The organism is Bradyrhizobium sp. WSM4872 (assembly GCF_055811715.1).
This window is the reverse complement of sequence record NZ_JBVVPT010000004.1, coordinates 101,033-118,244: the sequence shown is the minus strand read 5'-3', so window position 1 is coordinate 118,244 and position 17,212 is coordinate 101,033. Positions and strand designations below refer to the sequence as shown.

At 63.7% G+C, this 17,212-nt stretch carries 15 protein-coding genes; 4 read left to right on the top strand and 11 right to left on the bottom strand.

Features of this window, described 5'->3' with window-relative positions; all coding sequences use genetic code 11:
* Positions 1-176: 176 nt before the first annotated feature.
* A complete protein-coding gene (locus tag AC0L3C_RS08060) occupies positions 177-1,157 on the top strand; it encodes a Bug family tripartite tricarboxylate transporter substrate binding protein (RefSeq protein WP_473407623.1) in 981 nt (326 codons plus the stop codon).
* Positions 1,158-1,196: 39 nt separating this feature from the next.
* Here AC0L3C_RS08060 and AC0L3C_RS08055 read toward each other — a convergent pair whose 3' ends face one another.
* Complete coding sequence (locus AC0L3C_RS08055; RefSeq protein ID WP_473407622.1) at positions 1,197-1,463, bottom strand: DUF3551 domain-containing protein; 267 nt, start codon at positions 1,461-1,463, stop codon at positions 1,197-1,199.
* A gap of 33 nt (positions 1,464-1,496) precedes the next feature.
* A complete protein-coding gene (locus tag AC0L3C_RS08050; protein ID WP_473282630.1) occupies positions 1,497-1,778 on the bottom strand; it encodes a DUF3551 domain-containing protein in 282 nt (93 codons plus the stop codon).
* A gap of 419 nt (positions 1,779-2,197) precedes the next feature.
* Here AC0L3C_RS08050 and AC0L3C_RS08045 point away from each other — a divergent pair, with 419 nt between their 5' ends.
* Complete coding sequence (locus tag AC0L3C_RS08045; protein WP_473407621.1) at positions 2,198-5,338, top strand: efflux RND transporter permease subunit; 3,141 nt, start codon at positions 2,198-2,200, stop codon at positions 5,336-5,338.
* 28 nt (positions 5,339-5,366) lie between these two features.
* Here the strand turns inward: AC0L3C_RS08045 and htpG are convergent, their stop codons facing one another.
* The 4 genes from htpG to AC0L3C_RS08025 form a co-directional block, all read right to left on the bottom strand.
* Positions 5,367-7,244 carry a molecular chaperone HtpG gene (gene htpG, locus AC0L3C_RS08040; protein ID WP_473407620.1) on the bottom strand — a complete coding sequence of 626 codons (1,878 nt, stop codon included), beginning with the start codon at positions 7,242-7,244 and terminating at the stop codon, positions 5,367-5,369.
* Between the two features lie 122 nt (positions 7,245-7,366).
* The gene (locus AC0L3C_RS08035; protein WP_473407619.1) at positions 7,367-7,780 is read right to left on the bottom strand and encodes a hypothetical protein; all 414 of its coding nucleotides are present in this window, start codon (positions 7,778-7,780) and stop codon (positions 7,367-7,369) included.
* Between the two features lie 262 nt (positions 7,781-8,042).
* Complete coding sequence (locus AC0L3C_RS08030; protein WP_473407618.1) at positions 8,043-8,642, bottom strand: nuclear transport factor 2 family protein; 600 nt, start codon at positions 8,640-8,642, stop codon at positions 8,043-8,045.
* 154 nt (positions 8,643-8,796) lie between these two features.
* Positions 8,797-9,603: a response regulator gene (locus AC0L3C_RS08025; protein WP_007597237.1), complete on the bottom strand. Its 807-nt coding sequence runs from the start codon at positions 9,601-9,603 to the stop codon at positions 8,797-8,799.
* A gap of 220 nt (positions 9,604-9,823) precedes the next feature.
* Here AC0L3C_RS08025 and AC0L3C_RS08020 point away from each other — a divergent pair, with 220 nt between their 5' ends.
* The gene (locus tag AC0L3C_RS08020) at positions 9,824-10,054 is read left to right on the top strand and encodes a NepR family anti-sigma factor (RefSeq protein ID WP_027565572.1); all 231 of its coding nucleotides are present in this window, start codon (positions 9,824-9,826) and stop codon (positions 10,052-10,054) included.
* Positions 10,054-10,602 (top strand): sigma-70 family RNA polymerase sigma factor, encoded by a 549-nt coding sequence (locus AC0L3C_RS08015; RefSeq protein WP_007597240.1) that lies wholly within the window; start codon positions 10,054-10,056, stop codon positions 10,600-10,602. The genes AC0L3C_RS08020 and AC0L3C_RS08015 overlap by 1 nt, the downstream gene beginning before the upstream one ends.
* 104 nt (positions 10,603-10,706) lie before the next feature.
* On the opposite strand, the gene AC0L3C_RS08010 is transcribed toward AC0L3C_RS08015, so the two are convergent.
* From AC0L3C_RS08010 to AC0L3C_RS07990, 5 genes are all read right to left on the bottom strand, one after another.
* On the bottom strand, positions 10,707-11,405 hold the full coding sequence (locus tag AC0L3C_RS08010) for a nitroreductase (RefSeq protein WP_473282622.1): 699 nt from the start codon (positions 11,403-11,405) through the stop codon (positions 10,707-10,709).
* Between the two features lie 137 nt (positions 11,406-11,542).
* Entirely contained in the window at positions 11,543-12,787 is a 1,245-nt protein-coding gene (locus tag AC0L3C_RS08005; protein ID WP_473407617.1) for an acyl-CoA dehydrogenase, read from the bottom strand.
* A 136-nt stretch (positions 12,788-12,923) separates the two neighbouring features.
* A complete protein-coding gene (locus AC0L3C_RS08000; RefSeq protein WP_473407616.1) occupies positions 12,924-14,171 on the bottom strand; it encodes an acyl-CoA dehydrogenase in 1,248 nt (415 codons plus the stop codon).
* A 14-nt stretch (positions 14,172-14,185) separates the two neighbouring features.
* Positions 14,186-15,313, bottom strand: a complete 1,128-nt coding sequence (locus tag AC0L3C_RS07995; RefSeq protein WP_473407615.1) for an acyl-CoA dehydrogenase family protein — start codon at positions 15,311-15,313, stop codon at positions 14,186-14,188.
* A 27-nt stretch (positions 15,314-15,340) separates the two neighbouring features.
* Positions 15,341-17,212, bottom strand: a complete 1,872-nt coding sequence (locus tag AC0L3C_RS07990) for an AMP-binding protein (protein ID WP_473407614.1) — start codon at positions 17,210-17,212, stop codon at positions 15,341-15,343.

Sequence of the window (17,212 nt, the reverse complement as noted above, 5' to 3'; positions counted from 1 at the left end):
ATGTTAAGAGACAGGGTAAAACCGGGTTAGTGCGCGATTAACTCTAGTCATCCTTTACCAAACCGGTGGGATCGGCGTGCGCGACATCGCAATTCTTGCAATAGCAAAGCCACCTGTCGGGGCGCGTTGCGCGTGTCCCCTCGCCCTGCTTGCGGCGAGGTGAACTGGAGAGTGTGATGATCACCAAGCGACATTTCCTTCAGGCTGCGGCCTCTGCCGCAACCGTGCTCGGCACGCCACGTGCCTTCGCGATCGGGAATCCCTCCTATCCCTCGCACAGCGTGAAATGGGTGGTGCCCTATGCGCCGGGCGGGGCCACCGACGTGCTGTCGCGGCTGCTCTGCCAGCGCCTCTCCGACCGGCTCGGCCAGACCTTCGTCGTCGAAAACAAGCCTGGCGCCGGCAGCAATATCGGGACGCAGGCGGTGATCGCGTCCGCCCCCGATGGTCACACCCTGCTGCTGACCTCGACCGCGAACGCCATCAACGCCTCGTTCGACCCGGCGCTGCCGTATGATTTCGCCCGGGGCATCGCGCCGGTCGCCGGCGTCGCACGAATTCCGCTGGTGCTGGTCGTCAACAACGACCTGCCGGTGACCAGCGTCGCCGACTTCATCGCCTACGCCAAGACCAATCCCGGCAAGATGTCGATCGCCTCATCCGGCATCGGCACCTCGCTGCATCTCTCCGGAGAGCTGTTCAAGTCGCTGGCCGGTGTGCAGTTCATCCACGTGCCCTATCGCGGCTCGGCTCCCGGATTGACCGACGTGATGAGCGGCCAGATCCAGGGCATGTTCGACAACGTTACTTCATCCTTCGAGCTCGTGCGCGCCGGCAAGCTGCGCGCGCTCGGCCTCACCACGCGCGAGCGCTCGCAGATTCTGCCGGACGTGCCATCGATCGCGGACACGCTCACCGGCTACGAAACGAGTTCGTTCTACGGTGTCGGCGCTCCGCACGACACGCCGCGCGAGATCGTTGATCTCCTCAACCGCGAGATCGACGCCGCGCTGTCCGATGCGGAGATCAAGTCCCGCATCGCCGGGCTCGGCGCGATCCCGCTGCACGGCAATGCCGGTGAATTCGGCGGCATGCTGACGGCGGAAACAGACCGCTGGCGTAAGGTGGTGGAGCTGTCGGGCATCCGGAAGGAGTAGCGTCTGCACGCGAAGCGGAAGCGCTGGATCCGCGCAGCGCTAGCCTCGCTGATGGCGCAAGCGCTGCGGCGATGCGTTGAACGGATAATACGGATTGAGATCGCAGCTGGCGGAGCGGCCCGAAGCGGTAGCTTGGCACTGCGGCACTGAGGTGAAAGAGCAATCGTACCACTCCCCGCCGCCGCCGTTCGCACCGGAATAGACGTGCATGCAGACGGGATAGCGCGGATCGAAGGTCTGCGCATGCGACGGCGCGGCCGTGAGCAGGGCACCGACGGTCATGATCAGGCCGAATAAGCGACGCATAAGAATTCCCCCCGAAAGCCGCATTGCAGAACGCTAGTGCACCTTCTTGTGGCGCCGGCGGGGCGCCGGCGGGGGTTGGTCGAACGCATAGTAGGGATTGACGTCACAGCTTGCCGAGCGACCCGAAGCCGTGGCACGGCACTGCGGCAGCGAGGTGAAGGAGCAATCGAAATAATCGCCGCCGCCACCGCCGAAGCCGCCGGGCATATAGACGTGCATGCACACCGGGTAACGCGGATCATAGGTCTGGGCGCTGGCATCTGCCGCCGCGAACAGCGTAACAATTGCGGTGAGGGTCAGGATCGGCAGGCGCATCGGACATTCCTCGAATCGGTGGCAACGGCACGCGTTATGTCATTTCGATATGGCACAACTGCGCGGCAGAAGCGATTGTTCCTATTTCATACCTCTCCGGCTTGTGACACGCGACGAAATGGGTGAGACATCGCGCCGCAAAGATGCGGAAGTGGAAAGCACCCAGTTTTCCGGCCTGCGCGGAACGCATAACTCGGTGCAGCTCTCCTTCGACAAAGGTCGCAAAGCATCCAGCGCAGGAATCCGTTCGCTGGCCGAAGCGAACGTACTAGTCTTTCGATCACAACGCCGGCCCGGACCGACGATGTTCCAGGGCAATCAACAGGCAAATGGGCTGAAGGAAACGCACTTGCGCTCTCGGGCGCGACTCCGCTGTGCGCGGGGAGAAGATGCGCTGGCCAGGGCTGTGGTGTCAGGGCATGCAAGAGAGCTTCTCGTCTCCGTTCATCCGCTATCCGATCGGCACCTCACTGCTGATGGCGGGCATCCTGTTCGTAGGCCTCGTGGCCTATCCTCTGCTGCCGGTTGCACCGCTGCCTCAGGTCGACTTTCCGACCATTCAGCTCTCGGCTTCGCTCCCCGGCGGCAGCCCCGAGACCATGGCCTCTTCCGTGGCGCAGCCGCTCGAACGCCAGCTCGCACAGATCCCCGGCATCACGCAGATGACGTCGACCAGCTCACTGGGTTCGGCGTCGATCACGATTCAGTTCGACCTCAACCGCAAGATCGACGCCGCCGCCAACGATGTGCAGGCAGCGATCAATGCAGCGAGCGGCCAATTGCCGAAGAACCTGCCCTCGCCTCCCACCTATCGCAAGGTCAACCCGGCGGACTCGCCGGTGATGATCCTGTCCGCGACGTCCGACACGCTGCCGCTGACCGTCGTCAGCGACCGCACCGATGCGCAGCTCGCGCAACAGATCAGCCAGTTATCCGGCGTCGCCCAAGTGTTCGTCGGCGGACAGCAGAAACCCTCCGTACGCATACAGATCGATCCGGCCAAGCTCGTCGCCAAGGGCCTGTCGCTGGAGGACGTGCGCGCCCAGATCGCGGCTGCGACCACCGACAGCCCGAAGGGCAGCATCGACGGGGCCAAGCGCGCCTACACGATCTACGCCAACGACCAGCTCACCCAAGCCCAGCATTGGCAGGACGTCATCGTCGCCTATCGCAACGGCGCTCCATTGCGGATCCGCGACATCGGTGAGGCCGTGGCAGGGCCGGAGGACATGAAGACGGCGGCTTGGGCCGACGGCAAGCGCGGCGTGTTCCTCGTCATCTTCAAGCAACCCGGCGCCAACGTCATCGAGACCGTCGATCGCATCAAGGCGCAGCTGCCGCGGCTGATCGCGGCCATCCCGCCCGCGATCTCGATCAAGATCATCAGCGACCGCACCATCACCATCCGCGCCGCCGTCGAGGACGTACAGATCACGCTCATGACCACTATCGCGCTCGTGGTGATGGTGATCTTCATCTTCCTCCGCAGCTTCTGGGCGACGATTATCCCGAGCATCACGGTGCCGCTAGCGCTACTGGGAGCCTGCTCGCTGATGTGGGTCTTCGGCTATTCGCTGGATAACCTCTCCTTGATGGCGCTGACGATCGCGGTCGGCTTTGTGGTGGACGACGCCATCGTGATGCTGGAGAACATCACCCGTTACGTCGAGCAGGGCGAGAGGCCGCTTGCTGCGGCCTACAAGGGCGCGGCCGAAATCGGCTTTACGATCGTCTCGATCAGCATCTCTCTGATCGCGGTGCTGATCCCGTTGCTCCTGATGGGCGGCATCATCGGCCGGCTGTTCCGCGAATTCGCGGTCACGCTGGCGATGGCGATCCTTGTTTCTCTGGTGGTGTCGCTGACCCTGACGCCGATGATGGCCTCGCGCTTCCTGCGCGCCAACCATGAGGCCCGGCACGGCCGCTTTTACCAGTGGAGCGAGCGGATGTTCGAAAGGGTGGTGCTCGGCGCCTACGAACGCGGGCTCGACGTCGCGCTGCGCCACAGTTTCGTCACGCTTTGCATCTTCTTCGCGACCGTAGCACTCTCGATCTACCTCTTCATCCTGATCCCGAAGGGTTTCTTCCCGCAGCAGGACAACGGCTTCCTCACAGCCGTGTCCGAGATGCCCCAGGACATCTCCTTTGCCGAGATGAAACGGCGCCAGGTGGAACTCAACACCATCGTGCAGGCCGACCCTGCCGTCGATTCGATCGCGATGTTCATCGGCGGCGGCGGTACGGCACTGAACTCGGGGCGCATGTACATCACCTTGAAACCGCTGGAGGAGCGCGATGCCGGCGCACAGCAGATCATCGCGCGGCTGCGGCCCAAGATCGCCAAGGTGGAGGGCGCCAAGCTCTATATGCAGGCCTCGCAGGACGTTCGTCTCGGCGGCCGCGCCACCCGCACTCAGTTCGAATTCACGCTCCAGGACGCTAACCTCGCCGAACTGAACGAATGGGCGCCGAAAATCCTCGATGCGATGAAGACGCTGCCGCAACTGCGCGACGTCGCGACCGACCAGCAAACCGAAGGCACGACGGTTCAACTCAGGATCAATCGCGACACCGCCGCACGCTACGGCATTCACCCGCAGCTGATCGACGACACCCTCTATGACGCGTTCGGCCAGCGTCAGGTCGCGCAATATTTTACCCAGACCAACAGCTATCACATCGTCCTGGAGATCACACCGGACCTGCAAGGCCAGCTCGGTACGCTCGACAAGATCTATCTCAAATCACCGCTTACCGGCGACGAGGTGCCGCTCTCGGTGTTCTGCAACTGGACCAATGTGCCCGTGCGACCGCTTGCGATCTCGCATCAAGGCCAATTTCCGTCGGTGACGATCAGCTTTAATCTCGCCGAGGGCGTGGCGCTGGGACAGGCGACCGACGCGGTGCTGCACGCGGTCCGCGAGATGCGCGCGCCGCCGGCGCTGGCAACAAGTTTTCAGGGTACCGCGCAGGCATTCCAGCAATCGCTCGGCACCGTGCCGTTGCTGATCCTCGCCGCACTGGTTGTGGTCTATTTGATTCTGGGCGTGCTCTACGAGAGCTACATCCATCCTCTGACCATCCTGTCCACGTTACCCTCGGCTGGCGTCGGCGCCGTCGTGATCCTGATGATCTTCGGCTTCGACTTCAGTCTCATTGCCCTGATCGGAGTCATTCTCCTGATCGGCATCGTCAAGAAGAACGGCATCATGATGGTGGATTTCGCCATCGCGGCCGAACGCGAGCAGCATCTCACCCCGGAGCAATCGATCCGCCAGGCGGCGCTGCTGCGCTTTCGCCCGATCATGATGACAACAATGGCCGCCCTGCTAGGCGGCGTGCCGCTGATGCTCGGAAGCGGCACCGGCTCCGAAATCCGCCAACCGCTCGGTTATGCGATGGTCGGCGGCCTTCTCGTAAGCCAGGCGCTGACGCTGTTCACGACCCCGGTCGTCTACCTCTACCTCGACCGCTTCTCCGACCTGCTCTCGCGCTGGATGGAGAAGAAGCCGCAAGCCACCGTCGCGTGCGATGAGCAGAAGGATCACGCGGCGGAATGAGCGCGGCGGCACATATGTCCTGCGCCGGCTACCCGCCGAGCCCCTGCAACACCAGCCGGTTCAGTCTGGCCGCAAACGCCGCAGGGTCCTCCGGCAGCTCGCCGTCCAGAATCTGCGCCTGTTCGAGCAGGAGCAGGCTGAGATCGTCAACCGTCTTGGAGCCGGCCTGAGCCTTCGTGATCGCCGTCACCAGCGGATGGCGCAGGTTGATCTCGAGGATCGGCTTGGTGCGCATGCCACGGTTCTGCTGAGCCAGGATGCGCTCGAGCTCGCGGCTCGGGCCCTGGCTGTCGGCGACGAGGCAGGAAGCGGAGCTGGTAAGACGCGTCGAGGCCTTGACGTCGCTGACGCGCTCGCCGAGCGCGGCCTTGATCATCGCGATGGTGGCGGCCTCGTCGGCGGGCGGCTCGTCCTTTTTCGCCTCGTCGGCCTCGTCGACGCGCGGGATCAGGTCGAGATTGAGATCGCCCTGGCTCAGCGACTTCAGCGGCTTGCCGTCAAACTCCGAGGGCATCGAGGTCCAGAAGGCGTCGACGGGATCGGACAGCAGCAGAACTTCGATGCCGCGCGCAGTCGCCGCCTCGAGCCGGGGGTTCGACTTCAGCCGGTCGATGCTGTCGCCGACGAGATAATAGATCTCGGTTTGGTTCGGCTTGAAATCGGCGATGACGTCCTTGAGCGAGCGCTTCTCGCCCGAGGTCGTGGTGAAACGCGACAGCGCGAGCAGCTTTTCGCGGCGCTCGAAATCCTCGTAGATGCCTTCCTTCAGCACCGCGCCGAAGGCCTCCCAGATCTTCGCGAAGTTCTCCGGATCCTTCGCCGCCAGGCTTTCGAGCTCGGACAATACGCGGGTCGCCACGGCCTTGCGGATCTGCGCGAGCTGCGGATTGTTCTGAAGCATCTCGCGCGAGATGTTGAGCGGGAGGTCCTCGCTGTCGACGACGCCGCGGATGAAGCGGAGGTAGCCCGGCAGCAGATCGGCATCGTCGGTGATGAAGACGCGGCGGACATACAGCTTGACGCGCCCCTTGCGGTTCGGCTCGAACAGGTCGAACGGTTTGGTCGACGGCGCGAACAGCAGCACGGCGTAGGAGTAACGCCCCTCCGCGCGATAATGCAGCGTCATCGCGGGATCGTCGAAGGCGGAGGCGATCTGCTGATAGGCCTTCTTGTAGTCTTCCGGCGTGAGCTCGGATTTCGAGCGCTGCCAGAGCGCGCTGGCAGAATTGATCTGGCGCGGTTCACCCTCTTCAGGCACGAGCTCGATGGGGAAGAGGATGTTGTCGGAATAAGCGCCGACGATGCGCTCGATCTCGTAAGCTTCGAGATATTTCTTCGCATCGTCCTTGAGATGCAGGACGATCTCGGTGCCGCGCTGCACGCGGCCCGCATCCTCCTCGCTGGCACGCGCGATCTCGAAGCCCGACCCGCCTGTGGACGTCCAGGTCCACACGTCGCTCTCGCCGGCGCGGCGGCTGACCACGACGATCTTGTCGGCGACCATGAAGGCGGAATAGAAGCCGACGCCGAACTGGCCGATCAGGCCGAGGCCATCCTTGGCCTCCTTGAGCTTCGATACGAAGGCCTTGGTGCCCGAGCGGGCGATGGTGCCGAGGTGGTCGATCAGCTCCTGCCGCTCCATGCCGATGCCGTTGTCGGCGATCGCAAGCGTTCCAGCCGTCTTGTTCGGAATGATCCGGATCTTGAGCGCGTCGCCTTCGCCCAGCAGCGCCGGAGTAGCGATGGCCTCATAGCGCAGCTTGTCGCAGGCATCCGATGCGTTGGAGACGAGCTCGCGCAGGAAGATATCGGTCTCGGAATAGACGGAATGCACCATCAGGTGCAAAAGCTCGGAAACCTCGGCCTGGAAGGGCTGCGTATGCACAGCCGTGTCTGACGTCGTCATGCGTTTACCCGGTCAATCGAAAGGGGAAGAAACCCGGGATATAACGCGAGGGGGCGGGGGATCAAGTGGACGTCAGCAATCGCCCTCCGGGGGGAGGGCGACTTGTCCGTGGCAAACGCCGGTCAGGTCACGCAGCGGCCGGGCTGGAGCAGTTTTGCGACCTCGGTCAAGGAGCTCACCATCGGCTCGCAGGCGATCGTCGGCTTTTTGCGGATCTGCTTCTGGTCCGGGAGCAACACCGGCGGCTTGGCGTTGCCGGTCGCGATCACCGCGGGGACCCGCAGCAGCACCGACGTGTCGGCCAGATCGTTCAGCCGCATCGACACGGTGCGGGTCGGAACCTCAGCCTGCTTGATCTCGGCCAGCCGGTCGGCTTTGCTGGAGCGATTGACGTTATGGCCCGGCTTGTCAGCGACCGGCTGCCAGCGGTCGGCCAGATCATGGCCGGACGCCAGCTGCACGGCGCCGACCTGGACGGCGCCAAGCGTCGCGGCGATCGCGACGGCACCTAAAAATACCTTTTGAATCTGTGACATGGTTGTCGGTCCCTCGCCCCATGGCGATCGCGGGAACAACGCGAGGAGGTGACCGGGAGTTCTCAGTCGTTAAGATCACTTAACCGTGTGCGAAAAAGGCACGCCGCCGCGAAAAATTCCCACGAAAAATTTCGCAACCGCCTGGAACGACTTTCGCGGACGGGAGTCGTCTCAACAGCCGGCTATTCCCCCCTGCCCCATAAGCCGGCGACGTAGGGCGCGACTGTGGTGATGCCAGTCGCGCCTTACTTTTGTCTGGCGTTCAGTTCCCCTTCCCCGCGAGCCACTCCCGCCCCTCCCCATAGAGCTTCTCGACCTCGGGCCCGGTCAGGCCCGGCATGTCGCGCTTGACCTTGTAGCCGATCAGCTCCTGCATGTAGGCGAGGTGGCGGTAGCCTTCCGGGAGCGCGGCAAGGGCTTTCTGGTCGAGCTGAAGTGTCGCGGCGGGATCGACCCGGTCGATCCGGTCCTTCTCGTAGATCGGCTGGCGGCGGACGATGCCCCATTTTTCCTGCCGCTTCTCCAGGAAATCGTAGAAGCGCCCGGTGCAGACGACGTCGCAGGGCACGTCGTGCACCGGCGCGCGCTGCGAGATGGTCATCTTGGTCTGCGCGATGGCGCGCGCCCCCTCGAGGTCGATACTGCAGCCGCCGAGGAAATGCAGGATGCGCACGCCCTTGGCGAACCCCTCCTGGCTGACCCGCATGAAATCCCGCGCCGGCCCCTGAAACCAGGTGGCGGACATCCAGCCCTCTTCATGCCAGACCGTGGCAAAGCGCTCCCAGTCGCCGGCGTCCCGCCACACCGCCCAGTTCTCGACGAGGTCGCGGATGGCGAGACGATCGAGGAGTTGCTGGTCCATGAACACTTCTCCGATGGCAGCGCGGCTGCAACGCAGCCGCTGCATGAGGTATGAGCGGCGAATTCGATAGCCGTCAAGCGTGGCAAGCCGGTCAACGAAAATCCGGCGCACCTTGCGGTACGCCGGATCGGATTTCGTCAAATGCCGGTCGCAGTTACGCCGCCGGCACCTTCGGCGCGCGGTTGCGGGAGTTGCGCTGGAAGAACAGCGCCTGGCTCGCCACCGCCGACACCATCGCCGGCTGGAACGGCTTTGAGATCAGGAACGCCGGCTCGGGACGCTCGCCGGTGAGGAAGCGCTCCGGGTACGCCGTGATGAACACCACCGGCACTTCGAAGGTGCGGAGCAGCTCATTGACGGCGTCGAGGCCCGACGAGCCGTCGGCGAGCTGGATGTCGGCGAGGATCAGCCCGGGCCGCTTGTTCTTGGCCAGGGCGACCGCATCGGCGTGGGTGCGGGCGACGCCAACGACATTGTGGCCGAGATTCTTCACCAGGCTCTCCAGATCCATGGCGATGAAGGTCTCATCCTCGATGATCAGCACGTCGGTGGCGATCTCGGCGGCCATCTCACGCCCTGCGGCATCTGCAAGCCGGCGCGTCTCGCCGACGTCGGTGCCGAGAATGTAGCCGACCTCTTCTTCCGAGAATCCCTCGAGGGAGAGCAGCAGGAAGGCCTGCCGCGGCAACGGCGTGATGTTCGACAGCCGCCGCTCGGGCGGCATCGGCAGGTTCGTCACCTCGGAATCGTCGTTGACCGAAACGGAATTCCATATCTGGGTGAACAGCCGGAACAGGCCGGCGCGCGGCCCGTGGCTCTCGTCGAGCACCGACGGATCTCCCAGCATGGCTTCCAACATGGCTGCGACATAGGCGTCACCGGAGGACTGGCTGCCGGTCAGGGCGCGTGCGTACCGGCGCAACAACGGCAAGTGTTCAGCAACGAGCTGTGAACGGGACATCCCCACTCCATATATCTTCGGGCCGACCTTGACGTGCAGGCGTTAGGCGGGGGGCCCGGGTTCCCCTGCTGGGTTGATTACGCCTCAGGCGGAGAAAAGTTCCGCATAGGGGCGGAACTTTTTCTCGCAACTCGCATTGAGCCTATCCAGGGAACGGCTCCCGGTTGAGAGAACTTCTCGATTTTACAGCTACTTAACTCGGGGAAACGTGGAACAGGTCATGAAAGATCTCAAGTCTCAAGCCAGCAAAAGCACGACCCCCGGCAAGGGAGGGCTCACTCCGGAGATCCAATCCCGGATCGGGCACCAGCTGCGCGCCATGTACGACGACGTGGTGCGGCAGGGGGTTCCGGACCGGTTCGCGGAACTGATCAAGAAACTTGATGCGCCGGGAGCGGCACCCCAAGTGGAAAATGGTGGCGGCTCTAACGACAACAATGGGAGGGATTGATGCCTCTCACGGACTCCCTGCGTAACGACATCCTGGCGGCCGTGCCCAGCCTGCGCGCGTTCGCCATTTCGCTCAGCGGCAATGCCGATCGCGCCGACGATCTGGTCCAGGAGACGCTGTTGCGCGCGCTCGCCAACATCGACTCGTTCCAGCCCGGCTCCAACCTGCCGGCGTGGCTGTTCACGATCCTGCGCAACCTGTTCCGCTCCGACTATCGCAAGCGACGGCGGGAAGTCGAAGATGCCGAAGGCAACTATGCCAAGACGCTGAAGACGCAGCCTTCGCAGAACGCCCATCTCGAGTTCGAGGAATTCCGCACGGCGCTCGACAAGCTTCCGCAGGACCAACGTGAAGCGCTGATCCTCGTCGGCGCCTCCGGCTTCTCCTATGAGGACGCGGCTTCGATCTGCGGCTGCGCAGTCGGCACGATCAAGAGCCGCGTCAACCGTGCGCGCTCCAAGCTCGCGGCGCTGCTCTATGTCGACGGCGCCGAGGATTTCGGGCCCGACGAGACCATTCGCGCCGTGATCGGCGGCAGCGGCGGCTGACGGCCGGCGTCAATCGGACTGAGACCGCGATGAAGGCGGCCGCTTCCGCGGCCGTCTTCGTATATCTGAAGCGTGAAACTTGATGCGTGCCTGCGCCGCCTCGATCACTCGTCCACGAAGGTCACGGTCTCGGCCACGCTCGCACGCGACGTGCGGTAGCTGTTGACCTTGTGGGCATTGTCGGCATAGCCGAACGAAATGCCGCAAACGATGCGGCGATCATCAGGCAGATTGAAATGGCGGCGGATCAGGCCGGAGTGGCGCGCAAGCGCTGCCTGCGGAATCGTGCCGAGCCCGAGCGCCTGCGCGGCCAGCATGAAGTTCGAGACATAGGCGCCGCAATCGATCGCACCGTAGATGCCGAGCGGCTCGTCGGTGTGGATGATGGCCACATGCGGCGCACCGAAGAAATTGTAGTTCTCCAGCGCCTGCTTGGCATAGGCCATCTTGTCTCCGCGCGCGATCCCGAGCGTGTTGTAGAGCTGAAAACCGCTCTCGCGACGACGCTCGAGATAGGCGCCGAGATATTCGCGCGGCGGCGGGAAATCATAGTCGTCCCCGAGACCGCCCGAAGCCTCCTTGTAGATCAGCCTGCGAAAACGCTCCTTGGCCTCGCCGCTGGCGATGACGACCTGCCAGGGCTGGCTGTTGCACCACGACGCCGTGCGTTGCGCGGTGGTCAGCAAATGTTCGATCGTCGCGCGATCAACTTCCTTGGCCAGGAAGGCGCGCACCGAGTAGCGCTCGTTGAGCAGCTCTTCGAGCACGCCAATGCGGTTGTTCTGATTGACTGCAGCGTCCATGGATCAGCTCGCACTCTTTTCGTAGGGTAGGCAAAGGCGCATAGCGCCGTGCCCACCAACAGACTTACCTCGGCGCATCTGCATATGGTGGGCACGCTTCGCTTTGCCCACCCTACGAGATGCAGCGAGAGGCTAGATCACCGTCCCTTGGTCGGAATCTTGTTATACGGCACGTCTTTGTCGACGCGGATGTCGCCCGGCAATCCCAGCACGCGCTCGGCGATGATGTTGCGCAAAATCTCGTCGGTGCCGCCCGCGATGCGCATCGAGGGCGAGGACAGCAGCATCTGCTGGAACTGACCCTGCACGGTCTCTTCATCCGTGCCGGTGAGAACGCCGGCCGCGCCCTGGAGGTCCATGGCATAGGTCGCGATGTCCTGCAGCATCATGCCGGAGACGAGCTTGCCGATCGAATTCTCCGGGCCCGGCCGCTCGCCCTTGGACAGCGCCGAGATCGCGCGGTAGCTGGTGTATTTCAGCCCGCTCGACTTCACCGCCCAGCTCGCAAGTTTTGAGCGCACGGCGGGATCGTCGATGGCGAGGCCATCTTCCAGCATCAGATTGGAGCAGAACTCGAACATCTCGGGGACGCCGGTCGCAAGCCGCGAGCCAATCGACATCCGCTCGTTCATCAACGTGGTCAGCGAGACGCTCCAGCCCTCGCCGATCGCGCCGAGGCGCTGGCTGTCGGGAATGACGACGTCGGTGAAATAGACCTCGTTGAACTCCTGCATGCCGTTGGCCTGCTTGATCGGCCGCACCTCGACGCCGGGGCTCTTCATGTCCAGGAAGAACATGGTGAGCCCCTTGTGCTTGGGTACATTGGGATCGGTGCGCGCAATCAAAAGTCCGTAGTCGGAATAGTGCGCACCCGAGGTCCAGATCTTCTGGCCGGTGACAACCCAATTGTCGCCCTTCTTCTCCGCGCGTGTGCGCAAGCCCGCGACGTCGGAGCCCGCCGACGGCTCGGAGAACAGCTGACACCAGATCTCCTCGCCCGCGGCGAGCTTCGGCAAATGGCGCCGCTTGGCGTCCTCGCTGCCAAAAGCCATCACGGTTGGGCCGCACATGCCCTCGCCGATCTGGAACGGCTGCGTCAGCTTGCCATAGACGCCTTCCTCCTGCTGCCAGATCACCCGCTCGATCGGCGTTGCACCCCGGCCGCCATATTCCTTGGGCCAATGCAGGCAGGCCCAGTTGCCTTCGGCCTTCTTCTTCTGCCAGGCCTTGCCGACATCGACGATGTCGTGGTTGGCGAGCCGGATGCGGCCGAGCGAGGATTTTGACAGCTCGGCCAAAAACTCCTTCGGCGCATTGGCCTCGACCCATTTGCGCGCGGTCTTGCGGAATGCGGCTTCCTGCGGGGTGTCGTCGAAATTCATCTTCGAACTCTCCTCTCTCGTGCCCCGGACGCTGCGCAGCGCGAAGCGGTGCGCTGCAGAGCCGGGGCCCATTGCGGCCTCCTGGGTCCCGGCTCTGCGGCGCGGTACTTCGTACCGCACCGCGTCCGGGACACGATCAGCCTCTTCCCTTCGTCGGGATCTTGTTGAACGGCACGTCCTTGTCGACCCTGATGTCGCCGGGCAGGCCCAACACCCGCTCGGCGATGATGTTGCGCATGATCTCGTCGGTGCCGCCTTCGACGCGGGTACCCGGCGCGCGCAGCAGCATCGCCTGGAAGCGGCCGGCGAGTTCGGAATCTTCAGGACCGCTGACCACACCTGCGGCGCCTTGCAGATCCAGCGCATAGGTCGCGACATCCTGGATCATCGAGCCCGCCACCAGCTTGCCGATGGAGTTTTCCGGTCCCGGGCGCTCGCCCTTCGACAGCGCGGAGATCGCGCGCATGCTGGTGTATTTCAGCCCGCTCGCCTTCACCGCCCAGTTCGCCAGTTTCGAGCGCACCGCGCGGTCCTCGATTGCCGGGCCGTCGTCCAGCATCAGGCTCGAACAATATTCGAACAGCTCGGGGAAGCCGGTCGAGACCGCCGCGCCGATCGCGCTGCGCTCGTTCATCAGCGTGGTCAGCGAGACGTTCCAGCCGTCACCGACGTCGCCGAGGCGCTGGTGATCGGGAATGCGGACGTTGGTGAAATAGACCTCGTTGAAGTCGGAAGCGCCGCTCGCCTGCTTGATCGGCCGCACCTCGACGCCCGGGCTCTTCATGTCCAGGAAGAACATGGTGAGGCCCTTGTGCTTGGGCACGGTCGGATCGGTGCGGGTGAGCAAAATGCCGTAATCGGAATAGTGCGCGCCCGACGTCCAGATCTTCTGGCCGTTGATCACCCAGTCATCGCCATCCTTCTCGGCGCGCGTGCGCAGGCCCGCAACGTCGGAGCCGCCGGCCGGTTCGGAGAACAGCTGGCACCAGACCTTTTCGCCGGAGGCGAGTGGCGGCAGATAGGCGCGCTTATGCTCCTCGCGCGCGAACGCCATCATGGTCGGCCCGCACATGCCGTGGCCGATGATGAACATGCGGGATAGCTGACCGAACGGCCCCTCTTCCTGCTGCCAGATCACACGTTCGATCGGCGACGAGCCGCGGCCACCATACTCCTTCGGCCAATGCAGGCAGGCCCATCCGGCATCGGCCTTCTTCTTTTGCCAGGCCTTTGCCACTTCCAGAATGTTGGCGTTCTTCAATTGCGTGCGGCCGAGCGAGGATTTGCGAAGCTCCTCCTCGTACTGCTTGGGCGCATTGGCCGCGATCCAGGCGCGGGCAGTGGCGCGAAATTCAGATTCCTGCGGGGTATCGTCGAAGTTCATGACGTTGCCTTTGCCTACGCCGCGTTCTTCTTGCGCATGCGGTCGATCAATTGGTCTTCCCAATAAGAGAGGCTGCCGAGCCCGAGCGCCATGGCGTTGGCGCGGCGGTAGTACATGTGGCAGTCGAACTCCCAGGTGAAACCCATGCCGCCGTGAACCTGGATGTTGTTCTTGGCGCAGTGCTGGAACGCCTGCGTCGCGCTGATGCGGGCCGCGGCGGCGGCTTCCGGCAGTTCCGCGGCGTTGGTCGAGAGTGCCCAGGCGCCGTAATAGCTGTTGGAACGCGCCAGCGTCGCCGACACGTACATGTCCGCCAGCATGTGCTTGACGGCCTGGAACGAGCCGATCTGTCGGCCGAAAGCGATGCGGTCGAGCGCATAGTCGCGGCCCATCTCCAGCGCGCGGTCGGAGCCGCCGACCTGCTCGAACGCGCAGAGCACCGCGGCGCGATCGAGCACCTGGGTCAAGATGCTCCAGCCTTCGCCGGTCGCACCCAGCGGCTCGGCCTTGCAATCCCTGAAAGTGATCTCGGCCTGTCCGCGGGTTGGATCGAGATTGGTCAGGCTTTTCACCTCGACGCCGCCGTCCTTGAGATCGACAATGAACAAGGAGATGTCGCCGTCGCGCCCGCTCGATGCCGTGCGTGCCGCGACCACCGCGAAGTCCGCGATCGCGCCATCGGTGACCGGCTTCTTGACACCGTTGAGCACGCCATTGGCAGCCGTGAGCTTGACGTTCTTCGGCGACGGATTGCCCTTGCCCTCGAACAGCGCCAGCGTGCCGATCGCCTCGCCCGAAGCAATGGCCGGCAACCATTTCTTCTTCTGCGCCTCACTGCCGGCGATCAGCAGCGCTTCGGCTGCGAGATAGACGGTGGAGGAAAACGGCACCGGCGCGTTCGCCCGGCCCATCTCTTCAGCGATCACGCAAAGTTCGAGATGACCCGCGCCCGCGCCGCCAAAGTCCTCCGGGATTGCGACACCGAGAAAACCCATCTCGGCGAGGCCCTTCCAGAGCTCCTTGTCGTACGGCGCCTTGCCGTCGAGAACTGTGCGCACAACTTTGGGCGAGCATTTCTCGGTAAGGAATTTGCGCGCCTGATCGCGGAGCTGCTTCTGGTCGTCGGAGAAATCGAAGTTCATGGCGCGTATCCGTGTTGATGATGTCGATTACTTGAGAATGATGACGTCTTGGTCGGGCTTGTCCGCATAAAGCCGCTCCACCAACGCGGCACGGCGCTCCAGGCCGGCGCGCTGGTTGATGTAGCCCTTGTCGGTGAGCTCGTTGCCGTCGATCGAGGGCGGTTCCTCCATCAGCATGGCGCGCGCGATGATGCGACTGCTGGCGCCTTCGCACTCCTTGTTGTGAGCCTCCAGCCCGCGCCTGAAGCATGCGATCACCTCGGGGTGCTTCACGGCGTCCTCGAAGCTCAAATCGGGAGTACCGACGAGTTGGCGGCAGGCGTGCAGGTTCGGCCAGGCGAGCAGGCCGATGAAGGCGCGATCCTGCCCCGCGACCAGCGCATCATGCACGACGGGCGTCGCGGCAGCGATCGCATCTGTACGCAGCGAGCCTACATGAACGAAGGTGCCCGTGGTCAGCTTGAAGTCCTCGACCACGCGCCCGGCAAAGATGATGCCCTTCACCGGGTCGGTGTCGTCGACGAAGATTCCGGCGTCACCGATGCAATAAAACCCTTCCTCGTCGAACATTTTCTTCGTCAGGTCAGGCTGGCCGAAATAGCCCGGCGTGACGTTGACGCCGCGCAGACGCAGCTCGTATTTCGAGCCGCACGGCACCATCTTCAACTCGACGCCGGGGAACGGCAAGCCGATCAGACCGACGCGCTCGGTGTCCCAATAGGTACCAGTCGAGGTCGGCGCGGTCTCGGTCGAGCCCCAGCCGGTGTAGAACACGATGCGCTCGCCGGTGGTCTTCACGGCGAGAGCCTGCATGCGGTCGTAAAGATCATCAGGCAGGCGCGCGCCGCCATAGGCCATGATCGAGAGATTCTTGAAGAAGGATCGGCACAGCGCGTCGTCCTTCTCCATGGCTGCGGCGAGCGCGGCATAGCCGGCGGGGACGTTGGCGTAATAGGTCGGCGAGATCTCGCGCAGATTCCGGAGAGTTTCCTCGAATTGGCCCGGCATCGGCCGGCCGTCATCGATATAGAGCGTGCCGCCGTCGACCAGGATCGGGTGGAACGCCGCGTTGCCGCCCATGGTGTGGTTCCAGGGCATCCAGTCCAGCATGGTCGAGATCGGACCGCTGGGATCGCGCGGCCGCACCTGCATCATCATCGCCGCATTGGCGCACATCATCGCTTGCGTGTTGATGACGGCCTTGGGCATGCCGGTCGAGCCTGACGTGAACAGCAGTTTGCCGACGGTCTCAGGCGTGACCTTCGCGATCGATGCTTCGACATCGGCAGTCACGGCTGTCGCCGCGAGCTCGGCAAAGCTGACGCTCTCGATGCTCTCGCAGGGCCGCAAGACGTGAACGACGGTGACGCCAGTGAGATCGAGCGCTTTCAGCGCCTTCTCGAAGGTCGGGCCGTCCTGCACCATCACCACGCCGGGCTTGATCAGGTCGAACAGATATTTCAGCTTGACGTGATCGTGGCTCATCAATGAGTAGGCTGGCGAAACCGGCGCGGCCGGGACGCGCGCCTGCATCGCGGCCTGGGTCATCAGCGCGTGCTCGATCGAATTGCCGGAGAGGATCGCGACCGGGCGGCCATCGAGCGCAAGATTGAGCAGGCCTTGCGTCAGCGCATCCACGGTGCGCTTGGCTTCGCCATAGGACAATTTGCGCCATTCGCGGTTGGGGCCGCCGCGCTGGGCAAGCCAGATCCGCTCCGGCGCTTCCTTCGCCCATTTTGCCAGCGAAGCCGGGATATGCTTCTCGTAGGTCTGCAGCGGGATGCGCGACTTCAGCACCACGGTGCCGTCGTCGCGGCGCTCGACGTCGATGTCGCGCGCCAGCCACTCGACCTTGCGAAAGGCTGGCTTCGTCATCACCGCCGCCGCGCTTCCACTCAT